The sequence below is a fragment of the Mycobacterium sp. GA-1841 genome (genome assembly GCF_001954135.1).
Lineage (GTDB): Bacteria > Actinomycetota > Actinomycetes > Mycobacteriales > Mycobacteriaceae > Mycobacterium.
The window spans coordinates 116548-136439 of record NZ_MBEQ01000024.1 but is presented as its reverse complement, the minus strand read 5'-3'; the positions used below and the strand labels follow the sequence as shown (position 1 = coordinate 136439).

The 19892-nt window shown below is 64.7% G+C and carries 18 protein-coding genes; 16 read left to right on the top strand and 2 right to left on the bottom strand.

Features of this window, described 5'->3' with window-relative positions; translation table 11 throughout:
• Positions 1–20 precede the first annotated feature (20 nt).
• From A5740_RS06925 to A5740_RS06910, 4 genes are read left to right on the top strand one after another with little or no spacing between them, the layout of a single operon-like run.
• Entirely contained in the window at positions 21–1946 is a 1926-nt protein-coding gene (locus A5740_RS06925; RefSeq protein ID WP_076192584.1) for a hypothetical protein, read from the top strand.
• Complete coding sequence (locus tag A5740_RS06920; RefSeq protein WP_139334977.1) at positions 1943–3475, top strand: hypothetical protein; 1533 nt, start codon at positions 1943–1945, stop codon at positions 3473–3475. The genes A5740_RS06925 and A5740_RS06920 overlap by 4 nt, the downstream gene beginning before the upstream one ends.
• Positions 3472–4956 carry a glycosyltransferase family 2 protein gene (locus A5740_RS06915; protein ID WP_076192580.1) on the top strand — a complete coding sequence of 495 codons (1485 nt, stop codon included), beginning with the start codon at positions 3472–3474 and terminating at the stop codon, positions 4954–4956. The genes A5740_RS06920 and A5740_RS06915 overlap by 4 nt, the downstream gene beginning before the upstream one ends.
• Positions 4953–6638, top strand: a complete 1686-nt coding sequence (locus tag A5740_RS06910) for a glycosyltransferase family 39 protein (RefSeq protein WP_076192578.1) — start codon at positions 4953–4955, stop codon at positions 6636–6638. Before A5740_RS06915 ends, A5740_RS06910 begins: the two co-directional genes overlap by 4 nt.
• Here A5740_RS06910 and A5740_RS06905 read toward each other — a convergent pair.
• Both A5740_RS06905 and A5740_RS06900 read right to left on the bottom strand, forming a co-directional pair.
• Entirely contained in the window at positions 6635–7984 is a 1350-nt protein-coding gene (locus tag A5740_RS06905; RefSeq protein WP_076192576.1) for an alpha/beta hydrolase family protein, read from the bottom strand. The genes A5740_RS06910 and A5740_RS06905 overlap by 4 nt on opposite strands.
• A 26-nt stretch (positions 7985–8010) precedes the next feature.
• Positions 8011–9204, bottom strand: coding sequence for a lipase family protein (locus A5740_RS06900; protein ID WP_175616183.1), 1194 nt, complete (start codon positions 9202–9204; stop codon positions 8011–8013).
• Positions 9205–9328: 124 nt separating this feature from the next.
• On the opposite strand from A5740_RS06900, the gene A5740_RS06895 reads away from it, so the two are divergent.
• The 12 genes from A5740_RS06895 to rplR all read left to right on the top strand — a co-directional run bounded on the left by A5740_RS06895 (position 9329) and on the right by rplR (position 19885).
• Entirely contained in the window at positions 9329–10612 is a 1284-nt protein-coding gene (locus A5740_RS06895; RefSeq protein ID WP_076192572.1) for a glycosyl hydrolase family 28-related protein, read from the top strand.
• A gap of 57 nt (positions 10613–10669) precedes the next feature.
• Complete coding sequence (locus A5740_RS06890) at positions 10670–12754, top strand: alkyl/aryl-sulfatase (RefSeq protein ID WP_217696685.1); 2085 nt, start codon at positions 10670–10672, stop codon at positions 12752–12754.
• A 41-nt stretch (positions 12755–12795) separates the two neighbouring features.
• Positions 12796–13302 carry an NUDIX domain-containing protein gene (locus tag A5740_RS06885; protein ID WP_076192571.1) on the top strand — a complete coding sequence of 169 codons (507 nt, stop codon included), beginning with the start codon at positions 12796–12798 and terminating at the stop codon, positions 13300–13302.
• Between the two features lie 156 nt (positions 13303–13458).
• Positions 13459–15846: an arylsulfatase gene (locus A5740_RS06880; protein WP_076192569.1), complete on the top strand. Its 2388-nt coding sequence runs from the start codon at positions 13459–13461 to the stop codon at positions 15844–15846.
• A gap of 24 nt (positions 15847–15870) precedes the next feature.
• Entirely contained in the window at positions 15871–16752 is an 882-nt protein-coding gene (locus tag A5740_RS06875; RefSeq protein WP_076192567.1) for a formylglycine-generating enzyme family protein, read from the top strand.
• Between the two features lie 237 nt (positions 16753–16989).
• Positions 16990–17358: a 50S ribosomal protein L14 gene (rplN, locus tag A5740_RS06870; RefSeq protein ID WP_003883432.1), complete on the top strand. Its 369-nt coding sequence runs from the start codon at positions 16990–16992 to the stop codon at positions 17356–17358.
• On the top strand, positions 17359–17676 hold the full coding sequence (rplX, locus tag A5740_RS06865) for a 50S ribosomal protein L24 (protein ID WP_003883431.1): 318 nt from the start codon (positions 17359–17361) through the stop codon (positions 17674–17676).
• Complete coding sequence (rplE, locus tag A5740_RS06860) at positions 17676–18239, top strand: 50S ribosomal protein L5 (protein ID WP_076192566.1); 564 nt, start codon at positions 17676–17678, stop codon at positions 18237–18239. The genes rplX and rplE overlap by 1 nt, the downstream gene beginning before the upstream one ends.
• 4 nt (positions 18240–18243) lie before the next feature.
• Positions 18244–18429, top strand: coding sequence for a type Z 30S ribosomal protein S14 (locus tag A5740_RS06855; protein ID WP_003883429.1), 186 nt, complete (start codon positions 18244–18246; stop codon positions 18427–18429).
• Positions 18430–18511: 82 nt separating this feature from the next.
• Entirely contained in the window at positions 18512–18910 is a 399-nt protein-coding gene (gene rpsH, locus A5740_RS06850; RefSeq protein ID WP_036441169.1) for a 30S ribosomal protein S8, read from the top strand.
• 13 nt (positions 18911–18923) lie between these two features.
• A complete protein-coding gene (gene rplF, locus A5740_RS06845; RefSeq protein WP_076192564.1) occupies positions 18924–19463 on the top strand; it encodes a 50S ribosomal protein L6 in 540 nt (179 codons plus the stop codon).
• 2 nt (positions 19464–19465) lie between these two features.
• Positions 19466–19885, top strand: coding sequence for a 50S ribosomal protein L18 (rplR, locus tag A5740_RS06840; protein ID WP_139334976.1), 420 nt, complete (start codon positions 19466–19468; stop codon positions 19883–19885).
• Positions 19886–19892: the final 7 nt, after the last annotated feature.

Sequence of the window (19892 nt, the reverse complement as noted above, 5' to 3'; positions counted from 1 at the left end):
TGCGGCCTAGGCTCCGACAGATGACCGCACGAATCCTGCCGGTGGTCGCCGCCGCCGCCGCCGTCGTCGTCGGAACGGTGTTGCCCGGTGTTGCTGTGGCCGCGCCAGAAGAACAATCATCGCTGGTCAGTTCTCCCACACTCGATTTGCGCACCCTGGGTGTCAACGCGGACATCGCGTTCTACGGGATCCAGGGATCGCAAACCCTCACCATCCCGGTGCCGCGCGGGCTCGCCCCCGCGGAGTTGACTGCCACAGTGCAGGTTCCGGTCAATACCCAGGGCGGCACCATCGAGGTGACCCAGGGGCAGCGGCTCCTGTCGCGCACACCATTGCCGGCCGATCAGGCGCCGGTCGTGCTCCCGCTGGCCGGAGCCCGGATCGTGGACAACGCGGTGACCGTGCAGTTGAACAGTTACCTGACGATGCCGGACGGTTACTGCGCGTATGACTCGACGAACCCCCTGCGCCTGGCCAACGCCGGTGTTCGCTTCAGCGGCGTGGAATTGCCGCCGACCGTGATCGCGGACTTCCTGCCACCGGTGTTGGACAAGCTCACCGTATTCGTCCCGCCGAATCCTTCGCGGTCCGAAGCCGACGCGGCCATTCGGGTTGCCACGGCCGTGGTGGCGCGGTACGGGCTTCAGCGTCCCGCGGTCGATGTCCTCGAGGTCGGCGCCGGCCCGGTCGCGCCACCGCAGCCGCTGGAACGCCAGGTCATCGTGCGTGAGGGGCAGGCACCGGGGCTGAGTTTGGCGGGGCCCAATGCCGTTCCGGCGTTGCTCATCTCGGGGCCGCCGGGCGAGGTCACCAACCAGGCGCGGTTACTGTCCAGTGACATCTCGCAACTCGCCGTGGAATCGAAGGCGGTGGTGGGGCCGTTGTCCAGCACGCCGGCTCTTGCCGCCGACCACACGACGATCCGTCAGCTCGGTCAGCCCGGGGTCAACGCCACCGCGTTGGTCAACCCCAGGGTCACGGTTCCTCTGGACCAGACGCGACTGGGGCGCGCGGTCCAGGACGTGCGCGTTCATCTGCAGGGCTCCTACACCCCGCTTCCGGCCGGCATCGCGGGCCAGGTGGTGGTGAGCATCGGCGGTCAGACCATCGACCGCTGGCCGACCGAGGCGTCCGGCGTGATCGATCGATGGATCGACGTGCCGAACTCCCGCCTGCAGCGTTACACCAACGTCGACATCGCGATCGACGCCGCCGGCAACACCGGCCGGTGCGGTGAATTCCAACCGATCACGCTGACGATCGACGGCGAGACGCCGGTGGAGAGCAAGGAAGCGAAACCGCCGCTACCGCAAGGGTTCCAGTCCTTGCCCCAGGCGATGATGCCACGGATCGAGGTCGGCATCGATTCAGGCCTGGACAATCTGCGACGGGCGGTCCAGATCCTGACCGGCCTACAGCGCCTGAGCTCGCGACCGTTCGACGCCGAGGTGCGAACCGTGGCCGACGCGGCCGCATCGGCCAACCCCGCGTTGTTGATCAGCGCCGACGGCTTCGACGATGAACGGATCGCCCTGCCGGTCCGGATGAACGCCGAAGGTGTGATCACTGTCGACAACGTCGACGGATCGGGTAGTTCGTCCACGGTGACGCTGGATCCGAAGGTCGGTTTCGGCTCACTGCAGACCGTGTACACCGGCGGGCGGACGGTACTGGTCGCCTCCTCGACCGGTGCGCCCGCAGAGTTGGACCGGCTGTTGGGCTGGTTGGACGCCGACACGGCCCGATGGTCGGGGCTTTCCGGCAACGCGGCGATCGCGATGCCGGGGCGCGACCCGTTCACCCTCACGACATCGGTTTCCCAGGCCGAATCTGCAGCACCACACCGGAACTCGCTTCGGTTGTGGGTCGGCGCAGGCGTCGTTGTGCTCGCGGCGCTCGGTGCCGGATTGGTTGCGTGGCGTGGGCGGTCCCGGGGCATGTCGTGACGACGGCCACGGCCCAGGGCATCCGCGGCGAGTGGACTCGGCTGGCCGAATGGTGGTTTTCGCTCAGCCACGGGGTTCGGCTGGCGGCTCGATGGGCGCTGATCGTCGCGCTCACCGCCGTGGCGTTCTGGGACAGCTTGGTCATCCTGTGGCAGACCACGTTGGCCGGCGGCTTGATCGGATACATGTGGATGGTCCCGGTGGCCGCCGGCCTGGCGGCGCTGGGAATCGATTACCGGGGCCGCACGGAATTGCCCATCCACGACCGGCAGACGGATGTGATCGTCGGCATCATCGGCCTGGGCCTGGCACTCATGGTCCAAGGTGTCCTGCTCCAGCGATACTCGGATTTCTTCTACCTGCTGCGCCTCGACATCTTCGCGATGGGGGTGTTCATCCTCAGCAGTGCCCTGGTGCTGTTCGGGATACGGCCGGTGGCCCGGTTCGGCTGGGTATGGCTGCTGTTCGGATTGTCCTCGGCGCTGCCGTACCAGGTGGTGGTCATCCTGCTGGGCGGCGGCAGGTTCGCCGCGGCGGTCGCGACGCTGGTGATCGCCGCGGCCGCGGCCGCGATTGCGACCGGCCGCACGCGCGGGAGTGCGATTCTCGGGGCAGGTGCCACACTCGTGCTCGGACTGGTGATCGTCGGCGTCATGGCCGTGGTGGCTCGCGACGCGCCAGTGTTCGCGTATCAGATGATTCCCTCGCTGGTATCGCTCGTCTTGGTCCTCGGGATCGGGTACGGATACAGCAGGCGCCGGCATCAGACGAAAGGATTGTTCGCCAGGCTCGTCGAACCTCTTGCTGCCCGCCAGATCTGGGCAGCAGTACCTCTGGTGCTCGCGGTGGGTATCGCGTTGGCGCTCATGCCGTTGCCTGCCGTCACGACCGCGACCAAGATCAGCCGGACCGCTCCGTTCGACCTGGTGCCGGGCCGGCCGCTGGTGGCTCCGCCGGGCTGGTCGATCACCGACGAACACACCGAGGTCGGCGTGACCCGATACTACGGTGACGACGCACGGCTGGTACGGCAACGGATGACGGCTGACGTCGGTGATGCTCGCTTCGACAAACTCGCCGCGCCGCGCACTCTCATGGTGGACAGCATCGTCAGTGAATTGCCGTTCTCGTTCGACGCCTATCCGGGGCAGGTGCTCTACGACACCACGGCTGCCCGGCTCAGCGCTCCTCGCATGGTCGACCTCGGACACGGGGTGACCGCGAAACTGGTATCGGCGGTCGACGACCGGTTGTTGGTCACCTGGGACCTGCTGCGGTTCGCGTGGGGTGACGAGAAACGTGAACAGATCATCGACATCTTCGCGGTGGACAACCATCAGCCCGACGCACCGTTCCCTGATCCGCAGCGTGGGCTCGCCGCGACCCTCCGGAATCTGTTGACCGTGTTGTTCCGTGGCAACGCGGTCCTCATCCAGAGCCGCCCGTCGTTCAAAGACGAGGGCCTGTTACTGGAATTCGGCCGCGCGTTCGTCGCCGCGCAGTTCGGCAAGCCGGGGGCCGCACGATGAATGGCGAGCAGACCTTCGATCCGGAAACCGCGACCGAACAACAGCGTGCGTATGCCCTGGACCGCGCGATCAACGGTCTGCGTGAGGACGATCCGCTGCATTCGGCATCCCACCCGTTGATGGGATGGCAGCGGCCCGCGCTGTGGGTGTTGCTGGTGGCCGTTGTCGCACTGGGCATCTGGCGGCCACTGGAAACCACGGTGGTGCTGATCGGGTTGTGCACACTGGCCTATCTGTTGACCCTCGGTGACCGGGTGTTGATCTTCAAGCGTGGGCTGGCGTCGCGCCCCATCGTCATCCCCGACGAGGTGGCCAGTGCGATTCCCGACGAGGAACTACCGCCCTACACCATCTTGGTGCCGGCGTACAACGAACCGGAAGTGGTGGCCGACCTCATCTCGGCCATGGATGCCCTGGACTATCCGCGGGACCGATTGCAGGTGCTGCTGCTGCTCGAGGCCGACGACGACGTGACGATCGAGGCCGCAAAAGAGTGCGGGGAATCCGACGTCATCACCATCCTGCTGGTGCCGCCCGCCGATCCGCGGACCAAACCGAAGGCGTGCAACTACGGGCTGTACTTCGCGACCGGCGAGATCGTGACGATCTTCGATGCGGAGGATCTGCCCGAGCCGCTACAACTGCGCCGGGTGGTGGCGGCGTTCCGCGACCTCCCCGACGAGGTGGCGTGCGTACAGGCCAAATTGGTGTACCACAACGGTCACCAGAATCTGCTCACCGCCTGGTTCACCGCCGAGTATGCGCTGTGGTTCGGCTATCTGCTGCCGGGCATGATGGTGAGTTCGTCACCGATACCGTTGGGCGGTACCTCCAACCACCTTCGTCGCGACATTCTTCGCCGGATCGGAGCGTGGGATCCGTTCAACGTCACCGAAGATGCCGATCTCGGCCTGCGGATCGCGTCCAACGGGTATCGCACCGCGGTGATCGATTCCTACACCCTGGAGGAGGCCAACAGCGATCCGATCAACTGGGTGCGTCAGCGCTCACGCTGGTACAAGGGCTACCTGCAAACCTGGTTGGTGCACATCCGTGAACCGCTGAAGTTGTACCGCACCTTGGGTTTACGAAGCTTCATCCGGTTCAGCCTGGTGCTGGCCGGCACCCCGATCATCGCGGTCCTCAACCTGCTGTTCTGGTTCATCACCGTGCTGTGGTTCCTCGGCCAGCCCGCGGTCGTGGCCTCGGTGTTCCCCGTGCTCATCTACTTTCCGGCCCTGATCGCGATGATCATCGGCAACGTCACCGTCATGTACATGAACATGGTGGCGTTGCGTGAGGACGATCGGTCGGACCTGTTGCTGGCAGCACTGAGCGTGCCGTTGTTCTGGCTGATGATGAGTGTCGCCGCGGCCAAGGGCGTCTACCAGATGATCCGGCAGCCATCGTATTGGGAGAAGACATTTCACGGCTTGGCCGCGCGTCCCGAGGACGCCTCCGGAGAACCGGCGGCCGCATGACCGGCACCGTCCTCGGCGGCTCCGACCGGCGGCTGAAGTTGACGATCTTCTTCGCCACCATGGTGCTCTACCTTGCCGTCGGGTACTGGCTGCAGATCCGCAACGGCTTCATCATGGGTGACACCTTGTCGCGCGTGGTCGCCACCCAGTCGGTGCTGTTCAGTCGGGATCCGCACCTGGCGGCGTTGGGGTTCATCTTCACCCCGGTGGCGGCGATGGTGCAGATCCCGGCGGTCGCGATGAGCCCGCTGTGGCCGGACATGGCGGTCCGGGCGTTCGCCGGCACCATCATGTCGTCGGCATTCATGGCAGGTGCGGTGGTCCAGATTTTGAGTATGGGCACCGATCGTGGTCTGCCACGCGGGTATTCGGTGACCATCACACTGCTGTTCGCCCTGAACCCGATGATCGTGTTCTACGGCTCGAACGGGATGAGTGAAGCGCCGTTCATCTTCTTCATGTCATGGGCGGTGCGCCGGATCATCATGTGGATGGTCGACGACGATATCCACCACCTCGTCGCGGCCGGCGGTATCGCGATGGGACTGGCCTACCTGACCCGTTATGACGCGCTGGCCTCGGTCGGCTCTGCCGGGCTGCTGGTCGGTGTGACGACATATCTGCGGGCCAAACCACCACCCCGATTACGGCGTGCCATCTTGGACATGTTGATCGTGAGCGGCCCCGGTGTGCTGGCATTCCTCGGTTGGGCGGCAGCGGGCTGGTTGATCACCGGCGAGGCCTTCGCCCAGTTCACCTCTCAGTACGGCAATACCGCGATCATCGAACAATCCGGCAAGAGCGCGCCGAATTTCGCCCATGGAGTGGAATTCTCGCTGATCTGCATCATGTTGTTGGCGCCCACGCTGGTTCCGCTGGCGGCGTGGGTGGCGATACAGCGGTGGCGCCGGCCGAACTGGCAGGTACTTGTCGTGCCGCTGACCATGTTCGGTGCGGTGCTGGCATTCCAGACCTATAGCTATGCCTCGGGTTCGACCTTTCCCTTTCTGCGGTTCTTCATCACGGCGATCCCGATGACGGCCTGCCTGGCGATGCTCGCGGTACCCGACGGCGTGCTCGTGAAGCCGACGCGACGCGGCAGATATGCGCCCGCCGTGGTCACCGATCCGTCGCCGCCACGGCCTGCGCTGCGTTATGTGGCGGTGGCCCTGACCGTGGCGGTCGGCATCCCGGTGACGGTGTTCGGTATGGCCCAACCGGAATATGCACCACAGGAATACGGTCTCGGCGCGATACTCAAGCCCGATCCGTACAACGTCACCGACCGTAAGGCCATCGAGCACCAGATCGCCCGGACGTTCGGAACCGAACGCAAGATCGCCGCCTACCTGGAAAACCTCGACCTGCCGGACAGCTCGGTGATCACCGACACGGTCTACGGATTCGGGGTGCTGGCCGCGTCGAGCCGACCTCGGGTTTTCGTGATCCCTTCGGACCCCGATTTCACAGAGCTGCTCAACGATCCGCCCGGCAACGGGATCAGATATCTGCTCGCGGTGCCGGCGACCGGGCGCGGCACGGCCGACGCTCTCAACGTGCGGTATCCGACGCTGTATGACACGGGTGCCGAAGTCGCCACTTTGGAGTTGGAAGTTCCCAATGACGGTGACGGCCAGCCAGATTGGCGGCTGTACCGGGTGAACGAGCCGGCTCCGGGTTAACCGGGCAGCGGGATCTCCTCGACATTGGGGGTGCCGAGTTGGCCGGCCAGCCAGGGCAATGCGTTCGCGAAACCGACACCGGCGGCGCCGAACGTGTGCGAGCCCGGATAACTGACCACCGAGCACTGCGCGTTGTGCGCGCTCAAGAGCGCGCACAGCTTGTTGGCGTTGGCCGCGTGGTCCTCGGAGTACTGGTCCCAGTCGGCGATGGCGTCGGGATCGTCCAGGGGCCGGCCGGCAGCACGGTGCACTGTCGGGGTCTGCTCCGAAACCCCCAGCCACGCAGACATGTTGTCGTAGCGTCCGTGCTTTTCGATGATCGTCCGGGGATCGAATGCTGCCCATGCTGCGGCATCGCCGTCGAAGAGTCGTGCGATCGTCTGGTCTCTCGTTCCACTGTTGGGGCCGAGTTGCCCGTCGAGGGCGACGAATGCGCTGAACAACTCCGGGTTTCTGACCGCCAGCATCAGGGCACACGTTCCCCCCGATGACCAGCCGGCCAAGCCCCAATGCGCGGGATCGGCGCTCACGCCGAAGTGTGAGATCACGTATGGGCGGACATCTTCGGTGAGGTGATCGGCCGCGTTGCCACGCGGTCCGTTCACGCATTCGGTGTCGTTGTTGAAGGCTCCGGTGGCATCCGGGAACACCACCACCGGGGCGGACCCGTGGTGGAACGCGGCGAACTGGTCGAGGGTTTTGAGGGCGTTGCCGGACTGCGGCCAGTCCGAGGGGTGGCTGAACTCCGCGCCGATGGCCATCACGGCGGGTAGTTGCGGTGGGGGATCGGACCGGAACCAGGCCGGCGGCAGGTAGACCAACTCGCGCCGGTGCCCGAAACCTGAGGCGTCCCTGGGGATGCCCACCCACGTGATGGTTCCGCGGGTCGGCTGCTCACCGCTCTGGCGCAGCGCGGCCAACTCGGCCTCGTCGATCCATTGGGGCGGTTCGGAACCCGTCACACGCTGCCACAGCGCCTGCACGGTGGGGAAATAGCCGGTGGCGATGTTCAGTTGCGCGAACGAGGACAGTACCGCGAGGGCGATGGCCAGCACCGAGACGATGCGCCGTCCCCACGCGTTCTGCCGCCAGGCCAGGACCATGATGGCCGTGGCGAATCCGGTGATCACCACCCAGATCACCGCGCCCACCGACGCGGCTCGCTCCGACCAGCCCTGGTATCTGACCACCACACGCACGATCACCGCGAACAGCACACCCGACAAAAGGGCGATGGTCACCCAACGCAGCAGAGACCACCGCGGCGGTCTCCCGAAGGCGAAGGCCACGGCCGCGAGTGCGAGCACCTCAAGCGTGATCGGCAGCCATCCACTGGTCAGTGACATCGGTTCCCTCCGCTGTGGTCAGTCGGTCATCGGTGGTGGCCGGCCAGGAATGCCGGGCAATCGTTGGCCGCCGGGATCGATTTCATGCGGTCGGTGAGCCAGCCCAGCGCCGCGAGAGGCTCGATCTGCTCGCGAGTCTTGTCCGGCCAGAACGCGATCTGGATACCGTCGCCCATCGTGCATGCGTCCGACAGCGCCCGGTCCGTCCAGACCGCCGGGATCACGGCGTCTTCGCCGCCGTAGATGACGTACATCGGAGCCTTCGTCGGCCCCTGCGGCAGGCTCGTCTTCTGCAGATACCCACGCAACGTCCGCAAGGCCTCGGGATTGGCCGGCCGCAGGTCGTCGGGACCGATCTGATCGGCCAGTGCTGTCCGTTGGGCGGGGTCGTTGCAGCCGAGCAGGGCATCCCAGTGTTGTTGGGCGGCCCCGCGGCGGTAGTCGTCGAGTTGGAAATCGTCGTAGTACTGGTCTTCCAACGCCGCGAGATAGGCGACGTACGCCAGTTTCTGGCCGGTGGTCAAGGTGCCGGCCATCGCGGCGTCCGCAAGACCGTCGACGTTGGCCATGGGAGCCAAGGCGGCGGCGGCCACGAGGTTGAGGTCATGACCGTAGTTGTCGACGAGTTCGTTGGCCGCCCAAGCGGCTTGGCCGCCTTCGAGGGCCCCCAGCGACGCCCACGCCGTGGACGTGTTCGGCGCGATGGTCCGCGCCGCCCGTACGGCATCGATCATGTTGTACGCGGACGTGGTGGAGTCCAGGTAGGGATGGAAGTCGTAGTCGTCGGGTTCGGTCGGCTTCCCCAGCCCCTGGTAGTCGGGCACGGTGACCACATAACCGGCATTCAGCAGCGCGACCACCGTCGTCGCCTCACCACGCAGATCCGGCGACAACGACGGCGCGCAGTCCGGTGACGTACCCGCGGTCCGATGCCCGAGGGCGACGACCGGGAAGCCATCTTTCGGCGGGTCGGCCTTGGGCACGAACACCGTCCCGGTCACGTGAGACACCGCGTCGTTGACCCCGTTGCGCGACGCGTACGTCATGACCTTGGCTTCGGAACTGGCGTCCTGCAATGCCGGAACCAAGTTGACCAAAGGGGATTGAGACAGGACGGCGCCGGGGTTGTCCGCGGTGCCTGTCGAGGAAGGTTCTGACGATCCGCCACACGCCGACAGCACGGTGAGCGCGGCGGAAAGCAGAACAATGACTCGAACCATCGAACCTCCCACTGGACAGTGATCCATGGCTGGTTGTTGACACTGGCATCATTTCATCGCCACCGTCGCAGGATGCGACATACGCAGAACCGCCACGTCGATATCGGCAATAGCATTGGGCACTATGGCTGTGATCGATGTGACGTCGCACGGTGCCCTCGGAGACGGAACAACCGATGATCACGCCGCCGTGATGAGCGCGATCCGGCAGGCCCACGATGGTGGCGGCGGTACCGTCTTCTTCCCCGCGGGGGAATATGCGTTGTCGGACTCCCTCGGCAACGGTTCCGACGGATTTGTTCGCATTTGTCTGGTCGGTGCCGGTGAACATGCGGCCCGGTTGAAGGTGACGTCGAACGTGGCGCCGATCAGCGGCCGGTGGATCGAATGTCGCATCGAAAACCTGACGATCGATGCGAATTGCGCGGGGTCACCGGGATTCGACATCGATGTGGACAAGACTTACATCAGGCATTGTTGGATCCTGGGCTGGACCGATTACGGCATGCGGCTCAACTCCGACTTCGACGGGTTGTTGAACTGGATCGACGACAATTTCATCGAACAATGCGCCGGCTGCGGCATCCGCACCACGTATCGCTTCTACGACTCGTGGATCGTCAACAACAACATCGGTTCGACGGGACCCAACCTGTCGCTCGAGGCGGGCCCGCTGCGCATCATCGCCAACCATCTCAACGGTGCGCCGCAGCACAACATCGAGCTGCGTGGCAACAAACAGGTGACGATCATCGGCAACATCTGTGAGGGCGCCCGACGTGAGGCGATCGTCTTCACCATGCCGCCGTGGATGACATCCGATCACGAGCAGGTGGCGATCGTCGGCAACAACATCACGAACGGCGGCAAGGGCGCGCCGAACGAATATCCGGCCATCGGCATCTACTCGGTCGACGCCGAGCAGCGGACCAAGGGTTTCAACATCACCGGCAACTTCATCGCAAACACCGACCAGGGCGCGGGCTGGAGTTACGCGGTCGATGCGCGCTACGTCGACGATCTGGCGATATCCGGAAATCAATGGGACAACAACGGATACCGGGTGGCGCCGGTCCGCGCCGAGGGACGCAACGTCGGTATTGCGGGAAACACGTCGGGAAATTCGACGTCGCCGCAGCGCTCGGTCGTCACACTGTCCGGCGCTGCCACGTTGGCGAACGCGCCTGGCGTGGATTATGTCTACCTGCTGGCCGCCGGCACTTCAGCGGTCACATTTCCCACGGCACGGAACAACAGTTCGCGGTACACGGTCAAGAACAATTCGGGTGCCGACGTCGAAGTACGTGCTCAGGCCCGGCAACTCATCGATGCTGAGTCGAAATTCGTGTTGGAAGCCGGCGCATCCGTGGATGTGATTTCCGATGATGTGAATTGGTGGACCGTTTGACCTCGACTACGGTGTTTCGCCCGCAGATCCTAAGGCGCGGCGGCATAATTTGCGCACATGGATCCGAATGCGAAGTCGTATCAAGCTGATGAGCCTCACGAATCGCGTGCACAGTTCCCGCGGCGCCGGGTATTGGGTGGGCTGGCCGTGGCGGGTGTCGCGACCACGCTGATCGCCGCGTGCAACGACGAGACAAACGGTGGATCGTCAGCTGGTGGCGGTGGGGGAGTCAAGACCGACAACAGTGTCAAAGGTGCGTCCGAGGCCACCAAGGCCGCCAACCGGAAAGTGGCCGACTCGCTGCCGTTCAGTGACCGGTCCGATTTCGAGGACGCCAAGCGGGGGCTGATCGAGCGTCCGGAGACCCTGACGATCACCAACGACAACGGCGATGTGATCTGGGACCTCGAGGAGTACAAGAAATACATTGCCGACGACAAGCCCGCCCCGGACACGGTCAACCCCAGCCTGTGGCGCAACGCCCAATTGTGCATGGAATACGGCCTTTTCGAGGTGGTCCCAGACAAGATCTACCAGGTCCGCGGGTACGACCTGTCCAACATCACCTTCATCAAGGGCGACACTGGCTGGCTGGTGTACGACACCCTGATCTCACCGGAAACCGCCAAGGCCGCACTTGAGCTGGTCAACCAGAAGCTGGGCCCCCGGCCGATCGTCGCCGTCCTGCACAGCCACTCCCACGTCGATCACTACGGCGGCGTCCGGGGCATCATCAACCAGGCCGACGTCGATTCCGGCAAGGTGAAAGTCGTTGCGCCGGCGAACTTCGTCGAGGACGCCGTCAGTGAGAACGTCATCGCCGGCAATGCCATGGGCAGGCGCGCGGTCTACATGTACGGCGCGCTGTTGCCGCGCAATCCGCAGGGCGGCGTCAACGGTGGTCTCGGCATGACGGTGTCCACCGGCCAACCCACGTTGATCCTGCCGACCGACCTCGTGACCAGCAGCGGTCAGAAGATGACGATCGACGGGGTGGACATGGAGTTCCAGTTCACGCCGGGCACCGAGGCGCCCACGGAGATGAACACATTCTTCCCGCAATTCAAGGCCATGTGGATGGCCGAGAACACCACCAACACCATGCACAACCTGTTGACGCTGCGCGGTGCACAGGTGCGCGATGCGCGGATCTGGGCCAAGTTTCTCGACGACACCATCAACACCTATGGGCCGAACACCGACGTCAAGTTCCAGAGCCACCACTGGCCGATGTGGGGCCGCGACAAGATCATCGACTACTGGAAAAAGCAGCGTGACATGTACAAGTACATTCACGACCAGTCGGTGCGCCTGATGAACAACGGACTCATCGGATCGGAGATCGCCGAAGAGATCCAGATGCCGCCGGAGTTGAACAACTTCTGGCCTGACCGCGGCTATTACGGCACGCTCAAGCACAATTCACGTGCGGTGTACCAGCGCTACATGGGGTGGTACGACGGAAACCCAGCCGATCTCGATGATCTGCCGCCGGAGCCGGCGGGCAAGAAGTATGTCGAATACATGGGTGGCGAGAACGCCGTGCTGCAGAAGGCGAAGAAGGACTTCGACGAGGGCAACTACCGCTGGACCGCGATGGTGCTCAAGCACGTGGTGTTCGCCAACCCGAACAACGCCGACGCCAAGAACCTGCTGGCCGACAGCTTCGAGCAGATGGGGTATCAGGCCGAGTCGGGGCCGTGGCGGTCGGTGTACCTGCAGGGCGCCTACGAGTTGCGCAACGGCGTTCCGAATGCCGGCGGCACGGATACCGCAAGTCCGGACACCATCAACGCCATGCCGCCGGAAATGATGTTCGACTATCTGGCCGTGCGGCTCAACGGCCAGAAGGCCGCGGGCAAGACCATCACGATGAACGTCGACTTCACCGACCTCAAGAAGCAGTACGGCCTGATCGTCGAGAACGGGGTGCTGAACTACACCACAGCGCCGATCCCGAACGCCAACGCGAATCTCAAGCTGACCAAGGACACGATGAACCAGATCCAAATGGGCAAGCTCAGGCTCGACGAAGGCATCGACCAGAACAAGGTCACGCTCGAGGGCAACCGCCAATCGGTGGACGACTTCGTGGGCATGCTGGACACCTTCCCGTTCTGGTTCAACATCGTCACGCCGTAGCGCCGGGGCATGGGTGGCGCCGGGTTCGCTAGCGTTGCACCGTGACCGACGAACTCGTCGCCGTGTACGACGCCCACGGGAAAGTGCTTGGTGCAGCCCCGCGTTCACGCGTGTATGCCGAGGGCTTGTGGCATGGCAGTGCCGGTGTGCTGGTGCGCTCGACCGACGGCCGTCGGCTCTATGTCCACCGACGCACCATGACCAAAGCCGTGTTCGCCGGCATGCACGATTGCCTGGCCGGCGGGGTCATCGACCCGGGCGAGACGCCGGTGCAGGCCGCAACCCGGGAACTGGCCGAGGAACTCGGCATCAACGGGGTCCCGTTGACGCCACTGGCGTCGGTGGCCTGGGACGGCCGGTGGGCCGGAAAGCCCATGCGGTGTCACCTGTTTGCATATGAGGCGCGATGGGACGGCCCGGTCAGTCACCAACCCGAGGAGATCGCCGATGGGTGGTGGTGGAGCGATGCGGAGCTCAAGGCGCATCTGACCGATCCGAACTGGGCTTTCGTGCCCGATACCCGGGTGCTGATCCCACAGCTGCTGTGATAGCTCTGGGCTGCGGCCGGTCCAGCAATGGCCGACCACCTCAGCGTCGGTGTTGAAGGGAACGTCAGTTTCTCCGGCAAACGTCGGTGAGCAGGTGTAATCTCTCCGCGATCAGTCTTACCGGGGTCGAATCGCCAACCGGGAATCGAGGTCGCCATGGCCACAGGGCCCAACTCGGCGTTCAATTCAGCGTTCAACCCGGCGTTCAAAGGCAAGATCGAGCTGGATATCCGCGACAGTGAACCGGATTGGGGCCCCTACGCGGCACCGACGGCGCCTGACGGGGCACCGAATGTGCTGTACCTGGTCTGGGACGACACCGGCATCGCCACCTGGGATTGTTTCGGCGGGTTGGTGGACATGCCGGCGATGAGCCGCATCGCGCAGCGCGGTGTCCGGTTGTCGCAGTTCCACACCACCGCACTGTGCTCACCTACCCGGGCGTCTCTGCTCACCGGGCGCAACGCCACCACGGTCGGAATGGCGACCATCGAGGAGTTCACCGACGGATTTCCCAACTGCAACGGCCGGATTCCGTATGAGAGCGCCCTGCTGTCGGAGGTGCTCACCGAGAACGGCTACAACACCTACTGCGTGGGCAAGTGGCATCTGACCCCCTTGGAGGAGTCGAACCTCGCTGCCACCAAACGACATTGGCCGTGTTCCCGCGGTTTCGAACGGTTCTACGGATTCATGGGTGGGGAGACCGACCAGTGGTATCCGGACCTGGTGTACGACAACCATCCGGTCGACCCGCCGGGCACCCCCGAAGACGGCTACCACCTGTCCCGCGACTTGGCGGACAAGACAATCGAGTTCATCCGCGACGCCAAGGTGATCGCCCCGGACAAGCCCTGGTTCACCTACCTGTGCCCGGGAGCCGGTCATGCCCCACATCATGTGTTCAAAGAGTGGGCCGACCGGTACGCGGGTCGTTTCGACATGGGTTACGAGGCCTACCGCAACATCGTGCTGGAAAACCAGAAACGACTGGGCCTCGTGCCGCCCGACACCGAACTGTCACCGGTCAATCCCTACTCAGATGTCAAGGGGCCCAACGGTGAACCGTGGCCCGCACAGGACACGGTCAGACCGTGGGATTCGCTGTCGGATGACGAGAAAAAGTTGTTCGCCCGGATGGCCGAGGTGTTTGCCGGGTTCCTGTCCTATACCGACGCCCAGATCGGCCGGATTCTCGACTTCCTGGAGGAAACCGGGCAGCTCGACAACACCATCATCGTGGTGATCTCCGACAACGGCGCCAGCGGTGAGGGCGGCCCGAACGGGTCGGTCAACGAGACCAAGTTCTTCAACGGCTACATCGACACCGCCGAGGAGGGGCTGAAGTTCATCGACCGGCTGGGTTCGCCGGAGACCTACAACCACTATCCGATCGGCTGGGCGCTGGCGTTCAACACGCCCTACAAGCTGTTCAAGCGGTACGCCTCCCACGAAGGTGGCATCGCCGACACGGCGATCATCTCCTGGCCCAACGGGATCGACGCCCAGGGCGAGGTACGGGACAACTACGTCAACGTCTGTGACATCACCCCGACGGTGTACGACCTGCTCGGTATCACCCCGCCGGCAACTGTGCGGGGAGTGCCGCAGAAGCCGCTGGACGGCGTGAGCTTCAAAGTGGCGCTGGATGATCCGGAGGCGCCCACCGGTAAGGAGACCCAGTTCTACGCCATGCTCGGAACCCGCGGCGTCTGGCACAAGGGCTGGTTCGCCAACACCGTGCACGCCGCCACCCCGTCGGGCTGGTCACACTTCGACGCTGACCGCTGGGAGCTGTTCCACATCGAGGCCGACCGTAGCCAGTGTCACGATCTGACCGCCGAACACCCCGACAAACTCGCCGAACTGACGGCGTTGTGGTTCGCCGAGGCCGAGAAATACCACGGCCTGCCGTTGGCCGACCTCAACATCCTGGAGACCATGACGCGGTGGCGGCCGTACCTGGCCCGCGAGCGAACCAGCTACACCTACTATCCCCACACCGCCGAGGTCGGGCTGGGCGCGGCCGCCGAACTACGGGGGCAGTCGTTCACCGTGCTCGCCGAAGCCGACGTGGACGACGCCGACGCGCAAGGGGTGCTGTTCAAGCAGGGCGGTGCCCACGGCGGCCACGTGTTGTTCGTCGCCGACGGACGGCTGCACTACGTCTACAACTTCCTCGGCGAACACGAGCAGTTGCTGGTCTCACCGGACCCGATCCCGTTGGGGCGGCACATCTTCGGCGTACAGTACCGGCGCACCGGCACGGTCGAGGGCAGTCACACCCCGCTCGGTGACACCACGATGTTCATCGACGACACGGCGGTGGCAGAGCTGGCGGACATGCAGACCCACCCGGGAATGTTCGCGCTCGCCGGCGGTGGCATCTGCATCGGCCGCAACCCGGGATCGGCAGTGTCCCAGCATTATCGGGCACCGTTCGGGTTCACCGGCGGCACCATCGCGCAGGTCACCGTCGACCTGTCCGGCGAGCCCTATCAGGACCTCGAGCGGGATCTCGCCGCCGCCTTCGCCAAGGACTGATCGATCGCGACTAGCCTCGGATCTGTGTTCACCGAACTCGTCGAACTTCCGGGCGGATCCTTCCGGATGGGCTCGACGGCGTTCTACCCCGAGGAAGTTCCGGTACACACCGCCACCGTCGGTGCCTTCGCGATAGAACGTCACCCCGTCACCACCGCGCAGTTCGGCGCATTCGTCGGGGACACCGGATACGTCACGGTTGCCGAGCGGCCGATGGACCCGGCGCTGTACCCCGGCGTGGACGAGGCCGATCTGGCGCCCGGCGCACTGGTGTTCGTTCCGGCCGGCGGCCCCGTCGACCTGCGGGACTGGCGTCAATGGTGGGACTGGGCACCCGGGGCCAACTGGCGTCACCCGTTCGGACCGGATCGTGAGCCCGCGGCACCCGACCATCCCGTCGTCCAGGTCGCCTATCCGGACGCGGCGGCGTACGCGGCCTGGGCCGGACGGCGGCTGCCCACCGAGGCCGAGTGGGAGTACGCCGCGCGCGGGGGAGCGGACGGCACCTACGCCTGGGGCGACGACATGAATCCGGGCGGCCGCTTGATGGCCAACACCTGGCAGGGCCGCTTTCCCTACCGCAACGACGGCGCACTGGGCTGGTACGGCACCTCGCCGGTCGGCACCTTCCCGCCCAACGCCTTCGGTCTGGCCGACATGATCGGCAACGTCTGGGAGTGGACCACCACCCGGTTCACCGCCCACCACCAGCCGCAGGGTGACGCCCCGGCGTGCTGCCCGCCTCCCACCGACCCTGATCCGAGGGTGAACCAGGTGCTCAAAGGTGGTTCGCACCTGTGCGCACCGGAGTACTGCCACCGGTACCGTCCGGCGGCGCGCTCCCCGCAGTCCCAGGACAGCTCGACGACGCACATCGGGTTTCGCTGCGTGGCGGCCGCGGGGTAGCGCCGACGGTGCACACAGATCACCGTCGGGGAGGAAAGTACGATCTCACTGCACGTTCGTGAGCTGATCAGCCACGATTTGGTGCATTCGCCGTGCTCACCTACTATGTAGGGGTTGCCTTGGGCAGACCTCGGCTGACTGCTGTAACGAGTCAGCCCCGCGTGCCCTTCGGAAACAAAGACCGCGCACGTCCAGGTCGGTATCTGGCGTGCATACAAAACCAGGTCAGGAGATCGAGTGATTCAGCAGGAATCGCGGTTGAAGGTCGCCGACAACACGGGCGCCAAGGAAATCTTGTGCATCCGTGTGCTCGGTGGCTCATCGCGACGCTACGCCGGCATCGGTGATGTCATCGTCGCGACCGTCAAGGACGCCATCCCCGGCGGCAACGTCAAGCGTGGCGACGTCGTCAAGGCCGTCGTCGTGCGCACCGTCAAAGAGCGTCGTCGCGCCGACGGCAGCTACATCAAGTTCGACGAGAACGCGGCCGTCATCATCAAGGCCGACAACGACCCGCGCGGTACCCGCATCTTCGGGCCCGTCGGCCGGGAACTGCGCGAGAAGCGCTTCATGAAGATCGTCTCGCTGGCGCCGGAGGTTTTGTAAATGAAGGTCCACAAGGGCGACACCGTGCTGGTGGTCTCGGGCAAGGACAAGGGTGCCAAGGGCAAGGTCATCGAGGCCTACCCGACCCGCGACAAGGTCCTCGTCGAGGGCGTCAACCGGATCAAGAAGCACACCGCGCAGTCGCAGAACGAGCGCGGCGCATCCTCGGGCGGCATCGTCACCCAGGAAGCCGCGATCCACGTGTCCAACGTGATGGTCGTCGACTCCGACGGCAAGCCGACCCGCGTGGGTTACCGCGTCGATGAGGAGACCGGCAAGAAGGTCCGCATCGCCAAGACCAATGGCAAGGACATCTGATGACTGCACCAGAGAAGGTTCAGCCCCGGCTGAAGCAGCGCTACCGCGAAGAGATCCGCGAGGCGCTCAACAAGCAGTTCGAGTTCGACAACGTCATGCAGATCCCCGGCGTGGTCAAGGTCGTCGTCAACATGGGTGTCGGTGACGCCGCCCGCGACGCCAAGCTGATCAACGGTGCGGTCAACGATCTGCAGCTGATCACCGGCCAGAAGCCGGAGATCCGCAAGGCCCGTAAGTCCATCGCACAGTTCAAGCTGCGTGAGGGCATGCCCATCGGTGCTCGCGTCACGCTGCGCGGCGACCGGATGTGGGAGTTCCTGGACCGGCTGATCTCCATCGCCCTGCCCCGTATCCGCGACTTCCGCGGCCTGAACGGCAAGCAGTTCGACGGCACCGGCAACTACACCTTCGGCCTCAACGAGCAGTCGATGTTCCACGAGATCGACGTGGATTCCATCGACCGTCCCCGCGGCATGGACATCACCGTCGTCACCTCGGCGACCAACGACGACGAAGGCCGTGCGCTGCTGAAGGCGCTGGGCTTCCCCTTCAAGGAGAACTGAGCACATGGCAAAGAAGGCGTTGATCCACAAGGCCAACAAGAAGCCCAAGTTCGCGGTTCGCGCGTACACGCGGTGCAACAAGTGCGGTCGTCCGCACTCGGTCTACCGCAAGTTCGGGCTGTGCCGCATCTGCCTGCGCGAGATGGCGCACGCCGGTGAACTGCCCGGCGTGCAGAAGTCCAGCTGGTAACAGACCCCAACAACAGGTTGCGGAAGGCCTCCCCCAAAAACTGGGTACGGGGAACCGCCGCGAGGAAGGTGAGCCGGTTGTCATGACGATGACTGACCCGATCGCAGACTTTTTGACACGTCTGCGCAACGCCAACTCGGCGTATCACGATGAGGTGACTCTGCCCCACTCGAAGATCAAGGCGAACATCGCCGAGATCCTCAAGAAAGAGGGCTACATCAACGACTACCGCACCGAGGATGCTCGCGTCGGCAAGTCCCTGGTGGTCTCGCTCAAGTACGGCCCCAGCCGTGAGCGCAGCATCGCCGGCCTGCGCCGGGTGTCCAAGCCCGGCCTGCGGGTCTACGCAAAATCCACCAATCTGCCTCGGGTGCTCGGCGGCCTGGGCGTGGCGATCATCTCCACGTCCTCGGGCCTGCTCACCGACCGCCAGGCAGCACGACAGGGCGTGGGCGGCGAAGTCCTCGCTTACGTCTGGTAGGGGGCAGCACAACATGTCGCGTATTGGAAAGCAGCCGGTCCTGGTTCCCGCCGGGGTCGATGTGACGATCGACGGCCGCAACGTCTCGGTCAAGGGCCCCAAGGGCACCCTGACGCTGGACGTTGCCGAGCCGATCACCGTCGAGCGCAACGAGGACGGCGCCATCGTGGTCAGCCGCCCCGATGACGAGCGGCGCAGCCGCTCCCTGCACGGTCTGTCCCGGACCCTCGTGGCCAACCTGGTCACCGGTGTCACTGAGGGCTACACCCGCAAGATGGAGATCTTCGGCGTCGGCTACCGCGTCGCACTCAAGGGTTCCAACCTGGAGTTCGCGCTCGGTTACAGCCACCCCGTGGTGATCGAGGCGCCCGAGGGCATCACCTTCGCCGTCGAGACGCCCACCAAGTTCTCGGTCTCAGGTATCGACAAGCAGAAGGTCGGTCAGATCTCCGCGGTCATCCGCCGCCTGCGCCGTCCCGACCCCTACAAGGGCAAGGGTGTGCGTTACGAGGGTGAGCAGATCCGCCGCAAGGTCGGAAAGACAGGTAAGTAATCATGGCTGCAACTAAGACTGACTCAGCAGCTGCTGCCACCAAGAAGAAGCCGGTGGGGCAGAACATCTCTGAGACCCGCCGCAACTCCCGGCTGCGTCGGCACGCCCGGTTGCGCAAGAAGGTCTCCGGCACCGCCCAGACCCCGCGTCTGGTGGTCAACCGTTCGGCACGGCACATCCACGTGCAGCTCGTCGACGACCTGGAAGGCGTCACCCTGGCGGCTGCCTCGTCGATCGAGGCCGATGTTCGCGCCGTCGAGGGCGACAAGAAGGCGCACAGCGTTCGGGTCGGTCAGCTGATCGCCGAGCGCGCCAAGGCCGCCGGCGTCGACACCGTGGTGTTCGACCGTGGTGGCTACACCTATGGCGGCCGGATCGCGGCGCTGGCGGATGCCGCGCGCGAGGGCGGGCTGAAATTCTGATGACTGT